14 protein-coding genes are annotated in these 18,842 nt (G+C 69.0%); 7 read left to right on the top strand and 7 right to left on the bottom strand.

Features of this window, described 5'->3' with window-relative positions; genetic code table 11:
• Window positions 1–14 precede the first annotated feature (14 nt).
• Window positions 15–1,604, top strand: a complete 1,590-nt coding sequence (locus JIAGA_RS0105365) for an HNH endonuclease signature motif containing protein (protein ID WP_026874869.1) — start codon at window positions 15–17, stop codon at window positions 1,602–1,604.
• Window positions 1,605–1,607: 3 nt separating this feature from the next.
• Here the strand turns inward: JIAGA_RS0105365 and JIAGA_RS27720 are convergent, their stop codons facing one another.
• The gene (locus JIAGA_RS27720; protein WP_051425755.1) at window positions 1,608–3,095 is read right to left on the bottom strand and encodes an O-antigen ligase family protein; all 1,488 of its coding nucleotides are present in this window, start codon (window positions 3,093–3,095) and stop codon (window positions 1,608–1,610) included.
• Window positions 3,095–4,099, bottom strand: a complete 1,005-nt coding sequence (locus tag JIAGA_RS0105375) for a YveK family protein (RefSeq protein ID WP_026874870.1) — start codon at window positions 4,097–4,099, stop codon at window positions 3,095–3,097. The genes JIAGA_RS27720 and JIAGA_RS0105375 overlap by 1 nt, the downstream gene beginning before the upstream one ends.
• Window positions 4,100–4,241: 142 nt before the next feature.
• On the opposite strand from JIAGA_RS0105375, the gene JIAGA_RS0105380 reads away from it, so the two are divergent.
• From JIAGA_RS0105380 to JIAGA_RS36085, 6 genes are all read left to right on the top strand, one after another.
• Entirely contained in the window at window positions 4,242–5,531 is a 1,290-nt protein-coding gene (locus JIAGA_RS0105380; RefSeq protein WP_026874871.1) for a polysaccharide pyruvyl transferase family protein, read from the top strand.
• Entirely contained in the window at window positions 5,528–6,775 is a 1,248-nt protein-coding gene (locus JIAGA_RS0105385) for a Coenzyme F420 hydrogenase/dehydrogenase, beta subunit C-terminal domain (protein ID WP_026874872.1), read from the top strand. The genes JIAGA_RS0105380 and JIAGA_RS0105385 overlap by 4 nt, the downstream gene beginning before the upstream one ends.
• On the top strand, window positions 6,775–7,620 hold the full coding sequence (locus tag JIAGA_RS0105390) for a glycosyltransferase family 2 protein (protein WP_026874873.1): 846 nt from the start codon (window positions 6,775–6,777) through the stop codon (window positions 7,618–7,620). The genes JIAGA_RS0105385 and JIAGA_RS0105390 overlap by 1 nt, the downstream gene beginning before the upstream one ends.
• Window positions 7,614–8,558: a glycosyltransferase family 2 protein gene (locus JIAGA_RS0105395; RefSeq protein WP_084469482.1), complete on the top strand. Its 945-nt coding sequence runs from the start codon at window positions 7,614–7,616 to the stop codon at window positions 8,556–8,558. The genes JIAGA_RS0105390 and JIAGA_RS0105395 overlap by 7 nt, the downstream gene beginning before the upstream one ends.
• Window positions 8,559–8,623: 65 nt before the next feature.
• Window positions 8,624–9,763 (top strand): DUF222 domain-containing protein, encoded by a 1,140-nt coding sequence (locus JIAGA_RS0105400; RefSeq protein ID WP_026874875.1) that lies wholly within the window; start codon window positions 8,624–8,626, stop codon window positions 9,761–9,763.
• A complete protein-coding gene (locus JIAGA_RS36085) occupies window positions 9,732–10,388 on the top strand; it encodes a methyltransferase domain-containing protein (protein ID WP_342673689.1) in 657 nt (218 codons plus the stop codon). Before JIAGA_RS0105400 ends, JIAGA_RS36085 begins: the two co-directional genes overlap by 32 nt.
• Here the strand turns inward: JIAGA_RS36085 and JIAGA_RS0105405 are convergent.
• The 5 genes from JIAGA_RS0105405 to JIAGA_RS27725 all read right to left on the bottom strand — a co-directional run bounded on the left by JIAGA_RS0105405 (window position 10,346) and on the right by JIAGA_RS27725 (window position 18,833).
• A complete protein-coding gene (locus JIAGA_RS0105405) occupies window positions 10,346–12,229 on the bottom strand; it encodes an asparagine synthase-related protein (RefSeq protein WP_026874876.1) in 1,884 nt (627 codons plus the stop codon). The two genes, JIAGA_RS36085 and JIAGA_RS0105405, sit on opposite strands and share 43 nt — an antisense overlap.
• Before the next feature lie 93 nt (window positions 12,230–12,322).
• Window positions 12,323–13,516, bottom strand: coding sequence for a right-handed parallel beta-helix repeat-containing protein (locus JIAGA_RS0105410; protein WP_026874877.1), 1,194 nt, complete (start codon window positions 13,514–13,516; stop codon window positions 12,323–12,325).
• 4 nt (window positions 13,517–13,520) lie between these two features.
• Window positions 13,521–15,242: an oligosaccharide flippase family protein gene (locus tag JIAGA_RS0105415; RefSeq protein WP_084469484.1), complete on the bottom strand. Its 1,722-nt coding sequence runs from the start codon at window positions 15,240–15,242 to the stop codon at window positions 13,521–13,523.
• Window positions 15,193–17,877, bottom strand: coding sequence for a beta-xylosidase family glycoside hydrolase (locus JIAGA_RS34335; protein WP_157552731.1), 2,685 nt, complete (start codon window positions 17,875–17,877; stop codon window positions 15,193–15,195). Before JIAGA_RS34335 ends, JIAGA_RS0105415 begins: the two co-directional genes overlap by 50 nt.
• Entirely contained in the window at window positions 17,874–18,833 is a 960-nt protein-coding gene (locus JIAGA_RS27725) for a glycosyltransferase family 2 protein (protein WP_169738825.1), read from the bottom strand. The genes JIAGA_RS34335 and JIAGA_RS27725 overlap by 4 nt, the downstream gene beginning before the upstream one ends.
• Window positions 18,834–18,842: the final 9 nt, after the last annotated feature.

An 18,842-nucleotide genomic window follows, 5' to 3' on the forward strand; every position in this document is an offset into this window, starting at 1 on the left:
TTAAAGTAGTTCGCATGTTCGAGAAAGCACTCCTGGGTGCTGATACGTACCTGGCTCAGGATCCGCGGACCGGCGCGTGGGTCACGTACGACCCGTGGGAGCTTCCCGACGACGGCATGCTCGCCTGCGGCGTGCTCCCCGACGGTCTGCTGGACGGCCTCGACTTGCCTGACGACGCTCCACCCGGCAGCGTGTCGCTGGAGGCGACGCCGACAGGGCCGGGGCTGGCTGCCCGCCTGGCGGAGGTAGAGCTGACCGCGGCGTCGACCTATGACGTGGTGGAAGCGGCCGGCGCGTGGGCTCGGCTCGCGTCCTGGGTGGCTGCCGGTCAGGCCGCCGCATTGGCGGAGCTGACGGGCCGGCCGGAATTGCGGCCCGGCGAGTCCGGGTACCGGTCGGTGAACCCGGTCACGAACGCCGCGCTGGAAGTCGCCGCCCGCACTGTGACGACCACCCGGCAGGCCGAGAACCAGGTCGGGCACGCTGTGCAGCTGGTGGAAGACTTCCCGGCCACCTGGGCCGCGCTGAGCGCTGGATTGATCGACGAGCGCCGTGCGAGGTTGATCACCGGTGAGCTGGGTACGCACGATGTTGCGATCCGGCGTCGAGTCGAGGCCGCGGTGCTGCCCGCGGCGCCCGATCTGGACACGGTCGCGCTGCGGCGCCGGATAGTTCAGCTGCTGCACCAGCTCGCCCCGGCCACGGCCGAGCAGAGGTGCCAGGAGGCGCGGGAGCGTCGCGACGTCACGCTGACTCCGGCTCCGGACGCGATGGCGCATCTGGAGGCGTACCTGCCTGCCGAGGACGCGATCGCGGTGAGGAAGGTCCTGGACGCCGCGGCGGACACCCTCCAGCGCCTCGACACCGCGGGCGAACGTCAGCGCCGCACCGCAGGCCAACGGCGCGCGGACGCTTTGGCGGCCATGGCCTGGCAGGCCCTGAACACCCAGCAGATCGGCGGGGCCGGCCACCGGCTTGGCTGCGCGTGCACTTGTGGCCGCGCGCATGACGAAGCCGCCGGGCCGCCCGATGGCGAGGCGCTGTCCTCCACCGCACCGCCGCCCATCCCGCTCGCCTCGGCACACGGGCGTCCGGTCGCTGTGCAGCTCACGTTCCCCTTCCGTGCCCTGGTCGGGCTCAGCGACGAACCGGCCGAGCTGGCCGGGTACGGCCCCATCCCCGCCCAGGTCGCCCGGCACCTGGCCGCGGTTGGCATCTGGCAATGGGTCGGTACCGACCCGGTCAGCGGTCACCTCGTCGATCACGGCGCCGGCCGATACCGTCCGACGCAGGCACTGATCGACCACGTGGTCCTGCGCGATCGGACCTGCCGCGCAGTGGGATGTCACCGGCCGGCGATCCATTGCGACATCGACCATCGTGTCGCTCACGGTGCCGGCGGGCCGACCAATGCGTGCAACTGCCAGCCGCTGTGCCGGCTGCATCACCTGCTCAAACATCGCGGCGGCTGGCGGGTCGATCGCCTGCCTTCCGGCGCCACGGCCTGGCTCAGCCCGACCGGCCACCGATACCTGAAGCCACCCGAACCCATCGGTCCCACCACCGCGAAACCACCCGATCCCGGCGACCAACCACCGTTCTGACCGTCACCGCTGCTGGTCGTGTGCCGAGCGCTTCCAGAGGGCCATCAGCGGCGTGGCGACGTACTTGTCACCGGGTGCCGCGACCTGCAGGACCCGCTCGTGCGGCGACTCGTGGTCCAGCCGCCACAGCGCCCCGATCGCTCCTGTCACGACGAAGACCACACCGACGAAGGTGGCGAAGGAGAAGGAGTCAAAGGTCGCGCTCACCAGCAGGCTCACCGGCAGCGTGACGGCAAGAGCCTGGGCCAGGTGCCGGGTCTCCTGGTCAGCTCCGCGCAGCCGGACACTGCGGGCGACGAAGTACGGAGCGAGCAGGAAGATCACCAGTCCGGCGACGCCGACCACGCCGCCGGCCAGAAGCGTCATGTAGAGCTGGTTGTCCAGCAAGATGTACTGCTCCGGGAGGACGGTCCCGGCGCCGCGCCCGAACCACGGGCGCAGCGACCACAGGTCCATCACGTAGTCGGTGCGGGCGATCCGATCCTGGATGCTGGGGTCGTCGTCGGCGTTCGAGAACAGCGACCGGATGGTTCCCAGCACACCGGGCTGGACGACGCTGAACGCGGCAGTGGCGATCACCGCGATGACCGCGGCGTTGTAGCGCTGCCGCCACGGCCATACCGTCGCCAGCAATACCAGGCCCAAGGTGACGGCGAGGGTGGCCGAGCGGGACAGCGAGAACGGGATGGCCGACGCGATCAGCGCCACCGCGGCCCAGCGCCACTGCCGCTGCCGACGTCCGGCGGCGAACAACGCATAGTGGAGTGCCAGCGGCAACACCATGGACAGAACGACGCCGAACTCGATGTAGTGTGTCGCGGTCGACGCCACCCGGGCGAATCCAGGTCCGCCTCGTTCGCCGATGCCGATGAGTTCGGCGTTGTTGCTCAGCCCTGGAAGCCGCAGGTAGCGCGTGAGGTCCGCGATGCCGAGGAACTGCAAGATGCCGATCAGCGCCATGACCGTGGTGAGGCCGACCAGCACTAGGAGGAAGCGGTCCAGCTGTGCACGGGTCGGTATGCCATCGGCGATGGCAAGGGTCAAACCCGCCATCGCGATGGTTAAGATCATCCACCGGTCGGCGCTGCTGGCTTCGATACCTGGCAGGCCGCGGTCGAATCCAACGGCGTAGCCGAACAGTTGCACGGCCACGTACAGGGCAACGATCCAGCGAATCGGCTGCCGAGCGCCGGGAATCTGTCCGCGCAACGCCGACAGCGCCCAGATGAAAGCCAGCAGGATGCCGAGTGCCACGGTCGGCCGGCCCACCGCGCCCATGCCGCCGATGACCAGCCGGGCCGGGATCAGGAACTGCAGTGCGAGGAAGGCGATCAGCACGGTGAGGGTGGTGATCGGCTTGAGCAATGCTGGTTCCCGCACGCTGCGGGCGTTTCGGAGGCTGTCAGGTTCGACGAGCAGGGCCGGCCGCCAAGTGGATACTCTGGCCCGGCGCTTGCTCGCCGCCGGAGCGGCCGGTGGGGCCGCGCTCATCAGCGCCGCGCCGCACCTGACGATGTCGGTGCGCCGACATCGGCATCGACATCAACGGTCGACAGCTCGGTGGTGGCGTCGTCGGATGCTGTCGAACCGAACGCTTCAACGTGCTCGTCGTGCGGCAGCCTCTCGCCCTGTGGGCCGATCCAGCCAGGGCGCCGCGATATCTCGGATTCGACGTTCTCGTTCGGCGAGGGCTGCTGCCGAAGACTGTCGGCACGGCGGCGCGCGGCCGCTTGACGCTGGGACTTCGCCCGCGACTTGCCGCGCCGGGGAAGGTCGGTTCCGTCCCGGCCAGTGTCTACGCGACGGACCGCTCGCTGGACTGTGGCTGGCGCGGCGTCGTCAACGTTGACCGGCTCAGTGGCGCCTCTGTCCGCGGCTGGTCGGCGGTTCCCTGAGGAGCGCTTCGCGCGGGCGCGCCGCCACAGTCCGACTATGTCGTCGAACAGCACCGCCACCAGCAAGGACAGTCCGCCTCCAAGCACGGCTACTACCGCTTGGACCCGCACAGACCCGGTGTCGACAACCGCGGTGACCGCCGGCGGCTCCAGGACCGAGAGCGTGAACTGCGCCTCGGCGGGCAGGCCCGCCTCGGTCTGCCTGGTGGCGAGTTCCTGTGCGGCCAGGTCGAGCACCGCTTGGCCGGTTCCGACGGCGACCTCCGGGGTGTCCGCCCGGACCGACATCTGCAGGATGGTGCTGCGCGATGCAACGCCGATCTCGAAGGCGGGCGACAGGCCTTGCTCGGCCACGGTCCGTCGAGTGTCGACGCTGTTCAGGACGATGCCCAGGGCCTCGTTGGCGTTGGTCAGGCTGCCGTATGGGTTGGCCAATTCCGCCTCGGCTCGAGGTGGGGTGATCATGGCGCCGGCCTGAGCCTCGTACTCGGGCGCGACGCGATCCCCCATCGTGAGGGCGGCGAAGCCGGTGAGCGCGAGGAGTGGCAGAAGGACGTACCACCTGCGCAGCGCAGCAAGTGTGATTCGCCAGACGTCCACCGATGCCCCCCAGCACGTGCACCACCTCATGACGAGGTTTGGTCCAATGGTAGGCCGGTGTGGCAGATGCGCAAAGTGGAACAGTCGCGCTAACCGGCATTGTCGGACATACTTGCCCTGTCTGTTCTCAGTGGGGGGCCACGTGGGGGGAATTCGGCTGTGCCTTGCCGGCGCGTCGATCGGCAACGGCAACCGAGGTGTCGAGGCGCTCGGCCGTTCGGTCATCGATGTCATCGACGCTGTCGCGCCGGGTTCGCGGATATCGGCGTTCGACGACGGCTGGGGCGTACGGCGCGACGCGTCCGGGCGCTACCCGTCGACCGATCTGGAGTACGTCGGCGTGCGGTTGTCGCGGCGCTGGCACCGGCCGGAGAGCTGGACGCAGATCAGGGTGGCGCAGGCGCTCGGCGGGCTGGGCAACCCGGTGGCCGGGCGGATCGCGCGGTCGGACGCCGTCATCGACATCAGCGGTGGCGACAGCTTCACCGACATGTACGGCCCGGTACGGCTGCAGTCCATCGCGGCGCCGAAGCTGGCCGCGCTGCGGGCGGGCCGGCCGCTGGTGCTCCTGCCGCAGACCTACGGCCCGTTCTCGACGACCGACGGGCGGGCGCTGGCCGGGCGGCTGGTGCGCTCCGCCGCGCTCGCCTATGCGCGAGATCCCAGGTCGTATCAGCGGCTGCTGGAGCTGGCCGGACCGGACGCCGACACGGCCCGGTTGCGCGACGGCGTCGATGTGGCGTTCGCGCTGCGGCCGCGCCGCCCGGATGCCCAGGTGGCCGATGCGGTCGAGGCGGCCACCGACGGTGAGGTCGTCGCCGGGGTCAACGTGAGCGGCCTGCTGCGTGACGCGGCAGGGCGGGAGCGTTTCGGGCTGGCCGGCGACTACATCGCGACCATGACCGGCCTGGTGCGCGCGTTGATCGACGAGGGCGCCCGCGTGCTGCTGGTCCCGCACGTGCAGGTGCCGGGCGGGCAGGGTGAGAGCGACATCGCCGCCATCGACGAGGTCGTGGCCGCGCTGCCGGCCGTCCAACGCTCGCGCGCCACCGTCGTCCCATCCGAGCTGGACGCCGCGGAGCTGAAGTGGTGCATCGCGCGATGCGACTGGTTCACCGGCAGCCGGATGCACGCCACCATCGGAGCGTTGTCGTCGCAGGTGCCGGCGTTCGGCTACGCGTACAGCGACAAGACCCGGGGCGTCTTCGAGACGTGCGGCATGGGTGAGCACGTGGGCGACGCCCGCGAGGTGGCCGGTCCGGCCGCCGTCGAGGCGATGACGGCGTCCTTCGCAGCCCGTGACGTGTCCCGCACCCGGCTCGGCGAGACGGTGCCCGGTGTCGTCGACCGAGCCCGCGGGCAGCTCGCCGACATCGCCGACGAGATCCGGCGCTGGCGCGACGACCCGGCCGGCCACGGGGCGATCGCATGACCGCCCGGGTCAAGTCCATCCAGGACGTCGTCGACGCCCACCTGTGCACCGGCTGCGGCACGTGCGCCTACCTGGCACCGGACGCGCTGCGGATGGCCGACGTCGCGGACACCGGCCGGCGCCCGCTCCCGATCGCCAGCGTCAACGGCCGGGTCGCCGGGGACGCGCTGGCGGCCTGCCCGGGCGCGCGCCTGGGCCACGAACCCGCGGCGTTGGACGGGGCACCGTTCGGCGGCGCGTGGGGTCCGGTTCTCGCGCTGTACGAGTGCTGGGCCACCGACCCCGAGGTCCGGCACCGCGGCTCATCGGGCGGTGTGATCAGCGCGCTCGCCGCGCACGCCGTGACGTCCGGCTCAGCGGCGGGGGTGCTGCAGGTGCAGGCGCGCGAGGACGCGCCGCTGGAGAACGAGACTGTCCTCAACCACAGCTATGCGGACATCGTGGGGGCGGCCGGCTCGCGATATTCGCCGGCCAGCCCGGGTGAGCGGTTGGACCTGGTCGAGGGCGGGGAAGGCCGCAGCGTTGTCGTCGGTAAGCCGTGCGACATCGCCGCGACGAAGCGGGCTACCGACCTGCGCCCGCTGCTGGCTGAGAAGCTCGCGCTGACCATCGGGATCTTCTGTGCCGGCACGCCGTCCACGCGCGGCACCGAGGAACTGGTTCGCCGGCTGGGTGCCGAGCCCGACGACGTCGTGCGGCTGGACTACCGCGGCGAAGGCTGGCCCGGCCGGTTCCGCATCCGCACCCGTGACGGGCGGACGCCGTCGTTCAGTTACGAGGAGTCGTGGGGCGAGACGCTGCAGAAGCACCGGCAGTGGCGGTGCATGATCTGCCCGGACCACACCAGCGAGTTCGCCGACCTCGCCGTCGGTGATCCCTGGTACCGGAAGGTGCGAGACGGCGAGCCGGGACGGTCGCTCGTCGTGGTGCGGACGGAGGCGGGCCGGCACGCGTTGGAAGCCGCACTGCGCGACGGCGCCGTCGAGGGCCATCCGATTCCGCTGGATCGACTGCCGCAGTCGCAGCCGAACCTGGCCTCGACCCGGGGAGCGGTGTGGGCGCGCGTGCTGACGATGCGCCTGGCCGGCCTGGCGGCGCCGGACTACTCCGGCCTGCCGTCGTTCCGGCTGTGGTTGCGGCTGGGCTGGCGGGCCAAGGTCAGCTCCGTCGGCGGGACGCTGCGGCGTATCAAGCGCAAGCGGCTGCGCGAGCCGGAGTCTCGTCAGCTGGAGGAGGTGGGCTGATGGGGCGGCGCGCCGACATCGTCATGATCACGTACAAGAGCGGCGGCTACCTGCACTTGAGCCTGCCGCGCCTGCTCGAGACCTGCGGCGAGGACGACCGTGTCTGGCTGTGGCACAACGGCGACGACGAGGAAACGCTCGAGGCGCTGCGGCCCTACCGCTCGGACCCCCGGGTCGAGCGGTTCCACCACAGCCGTGAGAACGTCCGGCTGCGGCCGCCCACCTGCTGGCTGTGGAGCGAGTCCACGGCCCGATTCGTGTCCAAGGTCGACGACGACTGCCTCGTCGCTCCCGGGTGGCTCGACACGTTCACCGCGGCGCACGAGGCCAATCCGGACTTCGGCGTCATCGGCAGCTGGCGGCACCCGGACGAGGACTTCTCGTTCGAGCGGGCGCGATGGAAGATACAGAAATTCCGCGGCGGCCACCAGCTGATGCGCAACCTCTGGGTCCAAGGCAGCGGGTACCTGATGCCGCGTGCGTTCGTCGACCGCCTGGGGCCGCTGGGCGAGACCGAGTCGTTCACCGGCTACTGCCTACGCGTGGCCCGGGCCGGCGGCGTCAACGGGTTCTACTACCCGTTCGTCCCCGAAGACCACATGGATGATCCACGATCGCCGCACACCCTGGTGCGCACCGACGCGGAGCTGGCAGCGCGGATGCCGCTGTCCGCGCAGGCCAACGGGGTGCGGACGGTGGACGACTGGCGCGCGCAACTGGTGCAGAGCGCGTACATCCTGCAGACGGCGTCGCTCAACCCGGACGCCTACCGCGGCTGGCGGCGCAAGGCCAAGAGCGTGCGTAACCGGGTCCGACGGTTGGCGGGGAGGCCGGCAACATGGTGAGTCCTGTGCTGGAGATACCGGAGGCCGTTGCCTCGGCCAGCGCTGGAACGGAGCCGGAGGTGGTCGTCGTCGCGGTCACCTACAACAGCGCGGCGATCGTCGAGTCCTTCCTCGGGTCGTTGCCCGCCGCGCTGAAGGGCATCGATTCGGCGCGCATCGTCGTCGTCGACAACGCGTCCGCCGACGGTACGCCGGACGTGGTGCGCGCGCTCGCGCCATGGGCCGTGGTCATCGACGCTGGAGCCAACCTCGGCTATGGCGCCGGCATCAATGTCGCCCTGCGCCAGGGCGTAGGAGCGCGTGGCGTACTCGTTCTCAACCCGGATGCCGTTCTTTCCGCCGGGGCAGTGCGTAGCCTGCTCGATCAGGTCTCCGAGCGCCACGAGTTCGGCATCGCCGTCCCGCGCATCGTCGACGCCAGCGGGAAGCTCAAGTTTTCGCTGCGCCGCGAGCCGACCTTGCTGCGTGCCGTGGGAGAGGCCGTCCTCGGCGGGCATCGAGCGGCACGGTTCCCCCGACTCGGCGACATGATCCGCGATCCTGAGTACTACGTCCACGGTGCCACCGCCGATTGGGCCACAGGCGCGGCGATGTTCATCTCACGCCGCACGCTGGATGCCGTCGGGTTGTGGGACGAGGGATTCTTCCTGTACTCCGAGGAGACCGACTACGCCCTGCGCGCTCGCGACGCCGGGTATCGGCTGACCTACGTGCCCGATGCCGTGGCGTCGCATCCGGGTGGCGACATGGAACGGTCACCCTGGTTGTGGAGCCTCGTGGCGGTGAACCGGACGAAGCTCTACCGCAAGCGGCACGGCCCGGTAGCGTCTGCGGCCTTCTGGTGCGTCGTGGTGGCCAACGAGGCGGTACGGGCGGCGCTGGGGCGGCCGACCAACCGGGCGGCGCTCCGTGCACTTCTGCGCGGCGGCGTTCTCTGAGCGAATGCTCGCGAAGGTCTACGCGTGAGGATGTGGAATCGAACAGGCGTCCGTAGGGTGAGGGCATGGTTGCAGAGCTCACCCCGCCGGCGCCCGAGTGGGCGGCGCTGCCGGTCGGGGGTGAGCTGGCGGGGGTGCTGGAGCGGGTCGATCCGGCCGCGTTGGGGGATTCGGGTGTCATCGATGTCGTGCTCGCCGCGGAGCGGCAGATCGCGCACCTGCGGGCGCTGCAGCTGCGCTCGATGGCGGAGCTGACCGGCCGGGGGAACTATGCGTCCTGCGGCGGACGCGACGGCGCTGGGTCGCCGCGGCACACTCATGACCCGGTGCGCGCCGCAGGGTCGGAACTGTCCGCGGCGCTGGCCTGGACACCCGGTCACGCCGACGTCCGGGTCGCGCTCGCGGTCGAGCTCGTCGAGGATCTCCCCGCCACCCTGGAGGCGCTCGACGCCGGCGCCATCGACGAGCGGCGCGCCGAGCTGATCGCGGCGAAGACCCGCGTGCTGGACCCGCCCGCCCGCCAGCGGATGCAGGCGCGGGTGCTGCCCACCGCCGGTGCCCGGACCCTGCGGCAGCTGTCGCGCAGCCTGGACCGGCTGGTCATCACCGCCGACCCGGACGCGGCCGAGACCCGCCGCCTGCAGGGCCGCGAGCAGCGGCGCGTGCAGCGCCCCGGCCCGTACGGTGACGCCGACTCCACCAGCATCATGAGCCTGACCGGCCCGGCCGAGGATCTGGCCGCCCTCTGGACCGCTCTGGACGCCGTCGCCCGCGCCGCCCGGGCCGACGACGATCCGCGCACTCTGGACCAGTTGCGCTTCGACCTCGCCACCGCCCTCGGCTGGACGGCGCTGGCCACCGGCCGCCTGGGCGGCTGCGGCACCCAGCACACCAGCGGGCAGCGACTGGGCACCCGGCAGGGCCGGCCCGCCACGGTGAACGTGACCATGCCGTTCGACACCCTCGCCGACGCCGGCGACGAGCCGGGCTGGCTGGACGGGCACGGCTGGATCACCGCACCGGCCGCTCGGCGCGACGGCATGAACTGCGCGCCGCGTGTGGACGCGCACGAGGGGAATCAACCACGCATGTCGCGCTCGGAACCCCTGTTCCGTCGACCCAACCAGCGGTACGCTGCGGGACGACCCTGGGGGGACCATGGCGATCTTGCGCATGCTCCGTGGACCGGCACGCCGTCTCAGTGAGTCATCGCGAAAACGCAAGCTAGAGACGTTGCGGTCCTGGATTCCGCAGGATTCAACTGTACTGCTGGTCGGCGCCAGCGATGCAGCCGGCGTGGGAACCGAGTCATTCGTAGAACGCGGCCTGGCGGGCCACGCACGGGTCGTTGCCCTCACCTATGAGCCGGTCGCAAAGCCGATCTTCGGGATGCCAACCGTTCGTGGTGACGGCCGGTACCTGCCATTTCGTGACGCATCGTTCGACTATGTGGTTTCGAACGCGGTCATCGAGCATCTAGGCGGCTATGACGGCGCTCGACGCCTGTTGCTGGAAAGCCAACGTGTCGCGCGGTGTGGTTGGGCTCATACGACACCGAACCGGCGATTCCCGATCGAGGTTCACACGGGAGTTCCGTTTCTGCACTGGCTACCCGAGAGGGCGCGGGTGCGGGCCTTCGCGGCGCTGGGAAGACAGTTCCCCGTGTCACGCTTCTGCCTGTTCACAGCCGCGAGCTTGCGCCGGCTCAGCGGGCCGGCGCTAGTCGTGCGGCGCGCCACCGGTCTAGTCCCGGCCATGACGCTCTTCGTCGCATCGCCCTCGTTCGATCAACGACCGAAGGTGGACGCGACACGCGCTCGTGCGTCATAGTCCGCGATCCAACGAGCCGCTGTTGCCGCACGGGCAAGGGCTGCAACGGAGCCGGAGAACCGGCCACCGCGAAGATCGCCGGCAGCCCGCTCGAGAGCGTCCGGGGAGAACAAGGAATGTGGCGCGCCTATCGACTCGAGAAGGGTGGCCATGCGCTCGCCGAAAACCGGCCGTGTTGTGCTCCAGAGCTGGATCGGGAAGACCGATGTCCGTTCGTCCCACCTTCTGGCCGGGCTCTGGAGAGGCGTGTGCCGCCCGAGGGCGTGAGTCCCAACCTGAACGGCTCGGCGAAGAGCCCTCCGGCTACCGGACAGCGGGTGTCGAACGGTAAGTCGGACCAGTTGCTGCAAATATGAACTCTCGCCTGACCAATAGGCGTGATCGAGATGGCGTGGGCTGTTCCCGTCGTCGCTTCGGGGTACGCCTGCGGTCGCCGTGAAGAGGTCGCGATGGATTTGAAGGTGGAGGCGCCCGTTCAGCCGTTGCTCAGCCCCGAGCCTGGACGCGAAGTCCATGAAGCGCGAATCCAGAAATGGACTCTCGAGACGCAGCCCCGACCGGCGGGCAGCGTTGATGAGCATGTTGCCCCATCGGACCTGCCGGTTGGCGATCCGCCAGAACACTGTCATGTCAGCTCGTTGGGCGAGATCCCATTCAGCAAGTGACTCGGAGATGCCGCCGCGTACTTCAGATTCCAGATCGGCTCTCGCTTCCGCTGAGAGGTATGGCGCCACAGCCAGCGCTGCGTCGTGATACCGATGCCAGACGTTAGCGGCAATTGCTCGGTGGTCGGTGAGTCCCAGGGACTTCTCATCGCCCCAGAGCTGGCCCCCGCCGGCACCGTTGACGAGAACGCCGGCGAATGAGCGAAGTGTCTCGGCGAACCACGATTCGTACATCTCGGCAGGGCTGTGTGCACCATCGAGGTGGTCGGCGATGATCTCTGGCCGAGGCATGAGGTGGTCGTCGGTGACGGGCAAGCGGATGAACGGCATGCCGAGGTGATCAGCAATGTCGCCCGCGATACGAGTGTCCACGTTATTGCTGGTGCCATACGAGAATACGAGCGGCCGGTGGCCGACTAGCGCAGCGCCAGCTACGATCGCTCGACTGTCCAAACCGCCGCTCAGCCCGACGGCTATGCGTTGGGACCGGTTGCGGCTAAACAGATCCTCGAGAACTTCCGCCCAGACATCCCGGCACGTGGCGATGGCCTCGTGATCGCTCATGGGTGCGTTAGACGGCGCGAAGATGGGCACAGCCGATCGATGGGCGACTCGGCCCCGCCGCCATTCGATGACTTCGCCCGGCCTGAGAATGCGTGCTCCCCTAAGCGTCGTTCGGTCCTTCAGGGGATGGAGCATGACCAGGTACTCGTAGAGCCCTCGCTCGTCGACCACGGCCGGCAGGCCGAGGCTCACCAGACTGGCCAGGTGCGTGGAAAGGATCAGGTGATCGTCGTGCTCCGACCAGTACGCGGGCACGGTAGCGATACCATCGGTTGAAATGACGACACCACCGCCGTGCGCGAGGCGCACGGCTACGTGTCCACTCTCGGAGGCGGTAGCGCGTGCCTTGGCGGGATCTTGAGCGGCGGCCTCGAGTCCAATGTCCGTGATAGCGAGCGCGACGCGCACGGTGTCACCGTCCCGCTCGACAGACGCCAGCGTTCCCCCGGAGACCTCCGTCTCGACCAGGGCGAGCGTCGCATGCGACGTCTCGATGACGTCGTGTCTGACTGCGCCGGGGAGGCTGATGGCCGCCTGCCCTATCAGACCGGCACGACGGTACGTCGATGCCGTGTCATCGCCTCCGGCGATGAGCAGCACCTCGAGGGACATCTCATCGCTCCGGCAGAGCAGGACGCGGCCGGCCGGCCACGGCTAAGGACCACCGTGCGGCCGACCGGCCGAGTCGTGCACTCTTGAGTGTTCTCACTCGATCAGTTTTCCACTGTCAGCCCACACATTGCCCTCCCAAACGAAGCCAGGCCCGCCGTTGCTGTCTCGACCAGAGACGGGACCGTACCGTCCACATGTGTCGAAGTACTTCTGGCCGAAGTGGTTGTCGATGTAGCGGACGTCTTCGGCTACTGGGTGCTTCTTCGCGTCGAGCGAACCGGCGTACGTGCAGTAGGAACCGGTGGTGTTGAGCAGGTTGTGCTCGATCAGGACGTTTTGGACCTGCGCGAAGTCGCCGTACATCACGAAGGCGCCGGAGCAGCCCGGTCCTTCGCAGTCGATGTTGTTGTTGACGATGACGTGGTCAGCGCCGCCGTTGAGCCCCAGAGCGGACCGGTGCGTGCCGGAGTCAGGGTTGTAGAAGTTGCCGCGCAGGTAGTTGCCTTCGATGTGTGACCCGTTGGTGATCCGGACTGCGGAGCCGACGTCGTAGATGCGCGATTCTTGCAGTGTGAACGGGCATGCCCCGTAGAGCGCGATGGCATCGTCTGCTAGTTCGGACTTGTCGCCGACGATCTCGATGTGCTCGATGACGACGTTCTGCGGGCATTCACCGTTGGACTTCTCGGCGATGTGAAGGGCGTACTGGCCGCCTGTGCTGCCTGTATGCGTGATCCGTACGTCACGTACGGTGACGTCGTCATGGACGATCCTGATACGGCCATCGACGTCGAGGCCTTCGACAACCTGGCCTGCCTCTGAGGTCGTAATGCCTTCGCTCGGCTTCAGGTCGGAGGTCTGGGGCCCCGTGGTCTCCATCGTGGGGAACGGGCCCTGCTCCTCGGGGACGCTCGGCTCCTCGGTCTCCGGCTCGGCGGTCGCGGTAGGTTCCGGCTCCGGCTGTGGATCCTGGGTCGGTTCCACAGTGGGCGTCGGTGTCGGTGCGGCGGTCTCCGTCGGGGTGGGAGTCGGCTTCGGGCGTTCTGCCTTGTACCAACCGTGCTTGTAGGGCGGCTCGGTCTTCTCCTTCGGCGGGGGAGTGCCCACCTGCCGGCCTACGGATCGGGAGTCGTCGGCAACGGCCTGCGGCTCGGATTGGCCCGGCTGCAGCGCGTTCGATGCCAGCGCCCCGCCACCGAGGAGGGCGGAGGCGACGAGGGTGCTGAGGACGATGGTGCGGCGGCGCGACGCCTTGCGTCGCGCGGGGGAGCCACCGTACTTCGGCATTGAATCAGTCCCTGCTGATAGACGTCGGCCCGGGCTCGAAGGCCCGTGACCGTTTTGTGACGTGGCCCAATGAAGCACGACGCCCGATCCGGCGCAAGCCCGTGACCTGCAGCAAAGGCGTCAGAATGGTCCGTACCACCGGGTCGAAGAGCGCCAAGATCGCCAGCGACACCATTGCCGCTAACAACCCGGCGAGCACTCCGGCGACCAGTGGGGACGTAGCTAGCGACGATGTGATGCCGGCGGCCACTGCGGCAGCCGCGAGACCGGCCAGGACGGCCGGTAGAATGCTACTCAAGATCTTCACAATTCGGATGCCAAACGTTCTCGAAGCGGTCGCAAGGAGTGTGACGCCGGCCACTCCGGAGGCCGCGACGATGGCCCAGCACAGCACCACGAGACGGTCGACGCCGTTGATGTCGAGTGCTGCCGCGGCGACGAGTGCGGCGGCTGTGAGGCCACTCCACAACCAGAGGACCCACGCGAGGGTCCCCGGCTTGCCGCGAGCCTGAAGAGCCGGGCCGAGCAGGAGCGTCAACGCCGAGAAGCCCTGGCTCACCGCGAGGATGCGGATGGCGTCCGTGGTCCCGGCCCACTCGGGACCGAGCAGATCTTCCACGATCGGCGCGACACCGGCGACGATGCCCAGGACCGGGAGGGCCAGCGCAGCCGTGAGCCGCTGCATTCGCAAGAGGCGGGCGTTGAACGCGGGCTGGTCGTCCTGAAGGGAGGCCAAGCCGGGCAAGGACACCGCCTGCATCGAGCGGGCCGTGACGTCGACGACCATGGTCGCCAGCCGTTGCCCCATGCGGTAAAGGCCGACGAGCACCGGCCCGAAGAGCGCACCGGCCAAGACGACGTCCAGGCGCCCGCCCAGGAACAGGCCCAAGCTGGAAGCCGACGAGCGGACGGAGTAGCTCCAGAGTTCTCGAGCCGCTGCGTAGCTGAACCGGGGCCGCGGCCGCCAGGACGAAACCCGCCAGAGCACGAGCACGGTCGTCAGTGTGGTGACGAGTTGCTGTGTGACCAGTGCCCAGACGCCCCATCCCGACACGGCGGCGATGATGCCGGCCGCGCCGCCGGCGAAGACGGACGACCAGCTGCGAAGGGCGAGCCTCCGGAAATCGAGCTCCCGGCGCAGCATGGCCTCGTGCACGACCACCGAGGAGCTCAGCGGGATGCTCAACGCCAGGACCTGGATCACCGGCGCCAACTCCGGGAGATCATTGACGCCGGCCCACCATGGCGCTGCGACCACACCGAGCACCGTGCCGATCGTTCCGGCCCCCAGGACCAGCCAGAACGCCGTGTCCGCATGCAGGGCCGACAGGGTCTTGCGCGCGATGATGGCAGGCATCAACCCCTGCTGCTGGATCATCTCGATGAAGTTGGTGAACACCAGCGCCATCGCGATCACGCCGAACGCACGCGGGCCCAGCATCGCAGCCAGGGCCAGTGACAGCCCGGTCGTGATCGCCATCTTGCCGACGGTCAGCGAGTACGACCACACCGTCGCCGAGCGGAGCTTGGACCTCGGCTTCGCACGCCGCCTCGCCTCGTAGCGGCGGGGAGTTCCCGCGCCACGTCGACCGGGAGCAGCGTGGCGTCCCGGGGCTGACCGTCGCACCATCGTCTCCGTCGTCATGCGGACCTCACGTCCGTCCCCGGCAGGCAGATCACGGCGACCCAGCGAGCGGAGTGAACTGGACGTTGCCGAACGTGGCATCCAGTTGGTGCGCGATCAGCACGACGGAACCATGGGCGACACTGTCGGCGTCGTCGATGGTCGCGGTCCATGCCGCCGGCTCGGCGGTGCCGGTGCGCCACCACTTCATCGAGTAGCGCGCGCCTTGAGCCAGGCTCTCGACGCGCACCTTCATGGTGTAGCTCGTGTTGAACGCGATGCCGCTGCCCTCGCGGATGCCGCGCTTGGCGGGCGAGTAGCCGTTGCCGAAGAGCTCCCACCGTGCACCGGACTCGTGGAAGCGATACCAGCTGTAGGCGCCGACCGGGAACCAGTCCCATGCCGGCTGCGAGCTGTCGACCGCGGTGTGACCCTGCCAGCGCACGCCTAGACCGATCATCGGGGCTCCGGAGAGGTGCGAGTACGCGCCCGGCCCGAAGCCGTACACCGTCATCGGCACGGTGACCTCGTAGTCTGTCCAGCGTTCGTCGCCGACGGCCACCAACCGGTCGTAGCCGGTGCTGCCCGTGCGCAACGTGCCGTTGCCGGCGGCCCACAGCCCGTCGACGACCTGAGCCTGGGACTGCAACGGCGTGCTCGCCGACCAGGCGACCGTACGTGGCAGCGCCAGCACGCCCGGATTCGCCACCGACACCGTGACCGTGGCGATCGCTTGGTGCCCGCCCTGATAAGTGGCGGTGATCTGGACGGTGTTCTCGCCGGCCGCGAGCGCGGTGCGAGCGATGTCGATGTTGAAATCGCCCTTTTCCTGAAGTCGGCGATTGTCCGGACCGACGCTCAACGCCCGCACGGTGCCGCCGTTCAGCCGATACGAGAAGCCGGTGAGCGCATCGGAGTCCGCCACGTTGCCCACGATGTTGATCCACCGCTGAGTATGGGAAGGGGAGCCGAACGACTGGTCGGTTCCGTACCAGACGTCGATCTCGTCGCCGGTACCCGCGGATGCCGCCGTGGTGAAGGTGCCGGTGACCGGTGCGGCCGAGTTGCCGGCGAGGTCGTTGCCTCGGACCCGGTATTGGTACGTCGTCTCCGGCTCGAGCCCATCGAGCGTGACGGTGTGGGTGAGCGCGGTGCCGCTGTGGGACGCCGAGCTTCCGTACGACGTGGTGGTTCCGTAGTCGACGGCGCCGGTAGCCGGTTCGTTCGTCTGCCACTGCACGGTTGCGCTGCTGGACGTGGCCGTGACCGTCACGCCGCTGATGACGGGCGCAGTGTCATCCGGTGGCAACTCGTGGCCGTCCTCCGGGTCGACGGGGTTGACCGGATCGAAGACGTAGTCGACCAAGGCGGTGTGGGCCGGTGCGCCCGAGCCGCCTGCGTTGCCCGCGTGCGGACCCACCCGGGTGAGTTCGATGGCCTGGGTGAACGTGGCCGCCGTCGTCCAGCTCTCTCCGTCGGCCGACCATCGGAGTGTCCACGAATCACCGGTCCGGCTGACCCGCAAGCGGATCGATCCGAGTTCGGAAATCGCCTGGTTGAGACGGCTTTTCGCCGAGCCGTTGACGGTGCTCGAGGCGAACAGCCGCGGGCCGTTTCCGTCGTGGAGAACGTCGAAGCGGGTGAACGTCGTCGGGTTCTGCTCGAAGATCAGGCCCTGGGTCTGGTTCCGCACCGTCGGCATGGAGTCGAACTTGACTTCGACCGCGATGTCGTCATCGGGAACGGTCTGGACGACGCGCAACGAGTCGGCACTGCGCCAAGGATTGTGGTCGGATCCGGCGGGAACGCTGAGGCTCAGCCTGGCGTCTGGTGTGCCTGCGCCTGTGAGCGAGACCGAGCCATCAGCGGCGGGGTCCACGACGGTCCAACGTTGCGGATCCAGCACGCCGGTCGCGAAGTCGTCGGACACGAACCCGCCGGTCGGCTCGGGTGTCGGTTCCGGGTCGGGTGTCGGTTCCGGGTCCGGTGTGGGCTCCGGCTCGGGTTCGGTGCCGCCGTCTTCGGGGACGATCGGGCTGGCGGGGTCGAAGACGTAGTCGACGGCCGCGGTGAACGCCGGTGACGAGGAACCCCCGGCATTTCCCGCATACGGGCCGACGCGGCTCAGGTCGATCGCCTGGGTGAAGCTCGTCGCGGTGGTCCAGGTCGCCCCGTCGCCGGACCAGCTGAGCGTCCACGTGTCGCCGGTTCTGACCACGCGAAGGCTGATGGAGCTCAACACCGGCAAGGCCTGGTTGGTGCGGCTCTTCGGCGCGCCGTTGACGGTGCTGGAGGCGAACAGTCGCGGGCCGTTTCCGTCGTGGAAGACGTCGAAGCGAGTGAACGTCGTCGGGTCCTGCTCGAAGATCAGGCCTTGGTCCTGGGTTTTCGCGGCCGGCATGGAGTCGAACTTGACCTCGACCGTCAGGTCGGCGTCTGTCACGGACTGCATGACCCTCGGCACGTCGGCGCTGCGCCAGGGGTTGTGCTCCGAACCGGCGGGCACGCTGATGTCGAGCCTCGCGTCCGCGGTGCCGGCGCCACTCATCGAGACGTCGCCGTCGCCGCGTGCGTCCACGACGGTCCAACGGGTGGTGTCCAGCGTCCCGGAGGAGAAGTCGTCGGAGACGATGCCCGTGCTGTTGGCTCCGGCGAGTTGCGGCACCAGAAGGGCGGCGCTCAATACTCCTGCAGCGGCCAGGCCCATTGCCCTGGCCGCTCGGCCGTGGATGTTCATGGCGCCTCCTTGGTCGCCGGCGCCCGTGTCCGGTCCAGCAACGCGTGCTTGAGGTGGCTCGCCCTGATGTGGGTCTTGCGATAACCCCATACCGACAGGAATGCGGCCGCGGAGCCGATACGGTCGTGCCAAGCCAGTGGAGCGGACAGCAGCGCTGACGTCACCCGCCGCGGAAGGCGGACCTTTGGCGGCCGCGCGTCGGCAGGGCGACGGGTATCGAACCAGTGCGCCGCGGCGGCGAGGTCCTTGCCGCTCTGCCGGCTCGAACCAGCGTGGATCCGGCGGTGGAACAACCGCTCGGGGATCTCATGGAACTGCCCGATCGCGGCGAGCTCCGCCAAGAGCACCACGTCGGACGAAAGGTACGGCCGGATCATCCCGGTGGACCGCAGCACGTCTGTCCGAATCACGCCGAAGACCGCATTGCACAGGCTCCAGTTGCGCGCATAGGTGGCGACTCGCCGGAACGCGTGCGACGACCGCAGGTCCAGTCCGTCGCGGTACGGCCCGATCTCGACGCCGTCGTCGTCGATGAGCAGCGTCCGCGGGTAAGCCAGGACGACCCGCGGGCCGGCGGCATCGAGGGCGGCGACACACCTGCTGAGGAGCGTGGGCGAGCAGACGTCGTCGTACGCGACCCATTTGAACAGCGGCGCCCTCGCCAGTTCGACGGTGCGGTTGTAGTTTCGAGCCGCGCCCAGGTTCTCGGTGTTTCGGTACAGGCGGATCCGCGGATCGCGGGCGGCATAGTCCTGGCACAGTGACCAAGTGCCGTCAGTCGATGCGTTGTCGGAAACCACGATCTCGAAGTCGCCGAAGTCCTGTGCCAGCAGACCGTCGAAGGCTTGGGCGAGATAGCGCTCGGCGTTGTACAGCGGCATACCGAGAGTGACCCGCGGCGGCCTACGCCTGGTGTCCAGGTCCAGTTGCTCGACGCTCGCGGTCTCCGGGGGCATGGTGTCCAC

Source organism: Jiangella gansuensis DSM 44835, from assembly GCF_000515395.1.
GTDB lineage: Bacteria > Actinomycetota > Actinomycetes > Jiangellales > Jiangellaceae > Jiangella > Jiangella gansuensis.

Coding starts and splice junctions, on each gene's coding strand:
- JIAGA_RS0105365 (WP_026874869.1), top strand. CDS start 15: ATGTTCGAGAAAGCACTCCTGGGTGCTGATACGTACCTGGCTCAGGAT.
- JIAGA_RS27720 (WP_051425755.1), bottom strand. CDS start 3,095: ATGAGCGCGGCCCCACCGGCCGCTCCGGCGGCGAGCAAGCGCCGGGCC.
- JIAGA_RS0105385 (WP_026874872.1), top strand. CDS start 5,528: ATGACCGCCCGGGTCAAGTCCATCCAGGACGTCGTCGACGCCCACCTG.
- JIAGA_RS0105390 (WP_026874873.1), top strand. CDS start 6,775: ATGGGGCGGCGCGCCGACATCGTCATGATCACGTACAAGAGCGGCGGC.
- JIAGA_RS0105395 (WP_084469482.1), top strand. CDS start 7,614: ATGGTGAGTCCTGTGCTGGAGATACCGGAGGCCGTTGCCTCGGCCAGC.
- JIAGA_RS0105400 (WP_026874875.1), top strand. CDS start 8,624: ATGGTTGCAGAGCTCACCCCGCCGGCGCCCGAGTGGGCGGCGCTGCCG.
- JIAGA_RS36085 (WP_342673689.1), top strand. CDS start 9,732: ATGCTCCGTGGACCGGCACGCCGTCTCAGTGAGTCATCGCGAAAACGC.
- JIAGA_RS0105405 (WP_026874876.1), bottom strand. CDS start 12,229: ATGTCCCTCGAGGTGCTGCTCATCGCCGGAGGCGATGACACGGCATCG.
- JIAGA_RS0105410 (WP_026874877.1), bottom strand. CDS start 13,516: ATGCCGAAGTACGGTGGCTCCCCCGCGCGACGCAAGGCGTCGCGCCGC.
- JIAGA_RS0105415 (WP_084469484.1), bottom strand. CDS start 15,242: ATGCCACGTTCGGCAACGTCCAGTTCACTCCGCTCGCTGGGTCGCCGT.
- JIAGA_RS34335 (WP_157552731.1), bottom strand. CDS start 17,877: ATGAACATCCACGGCCGAGCGGCCAGGGCAATGGGCCTGGCCGCTGCA.
- JIAGA_RS27725 (WP_169738825.1), bottom strand. CDS start 18,833: ATGCCCCCGGAGACCGCGAGCGTCGAGCAACTGGACCTGGACACCAGG.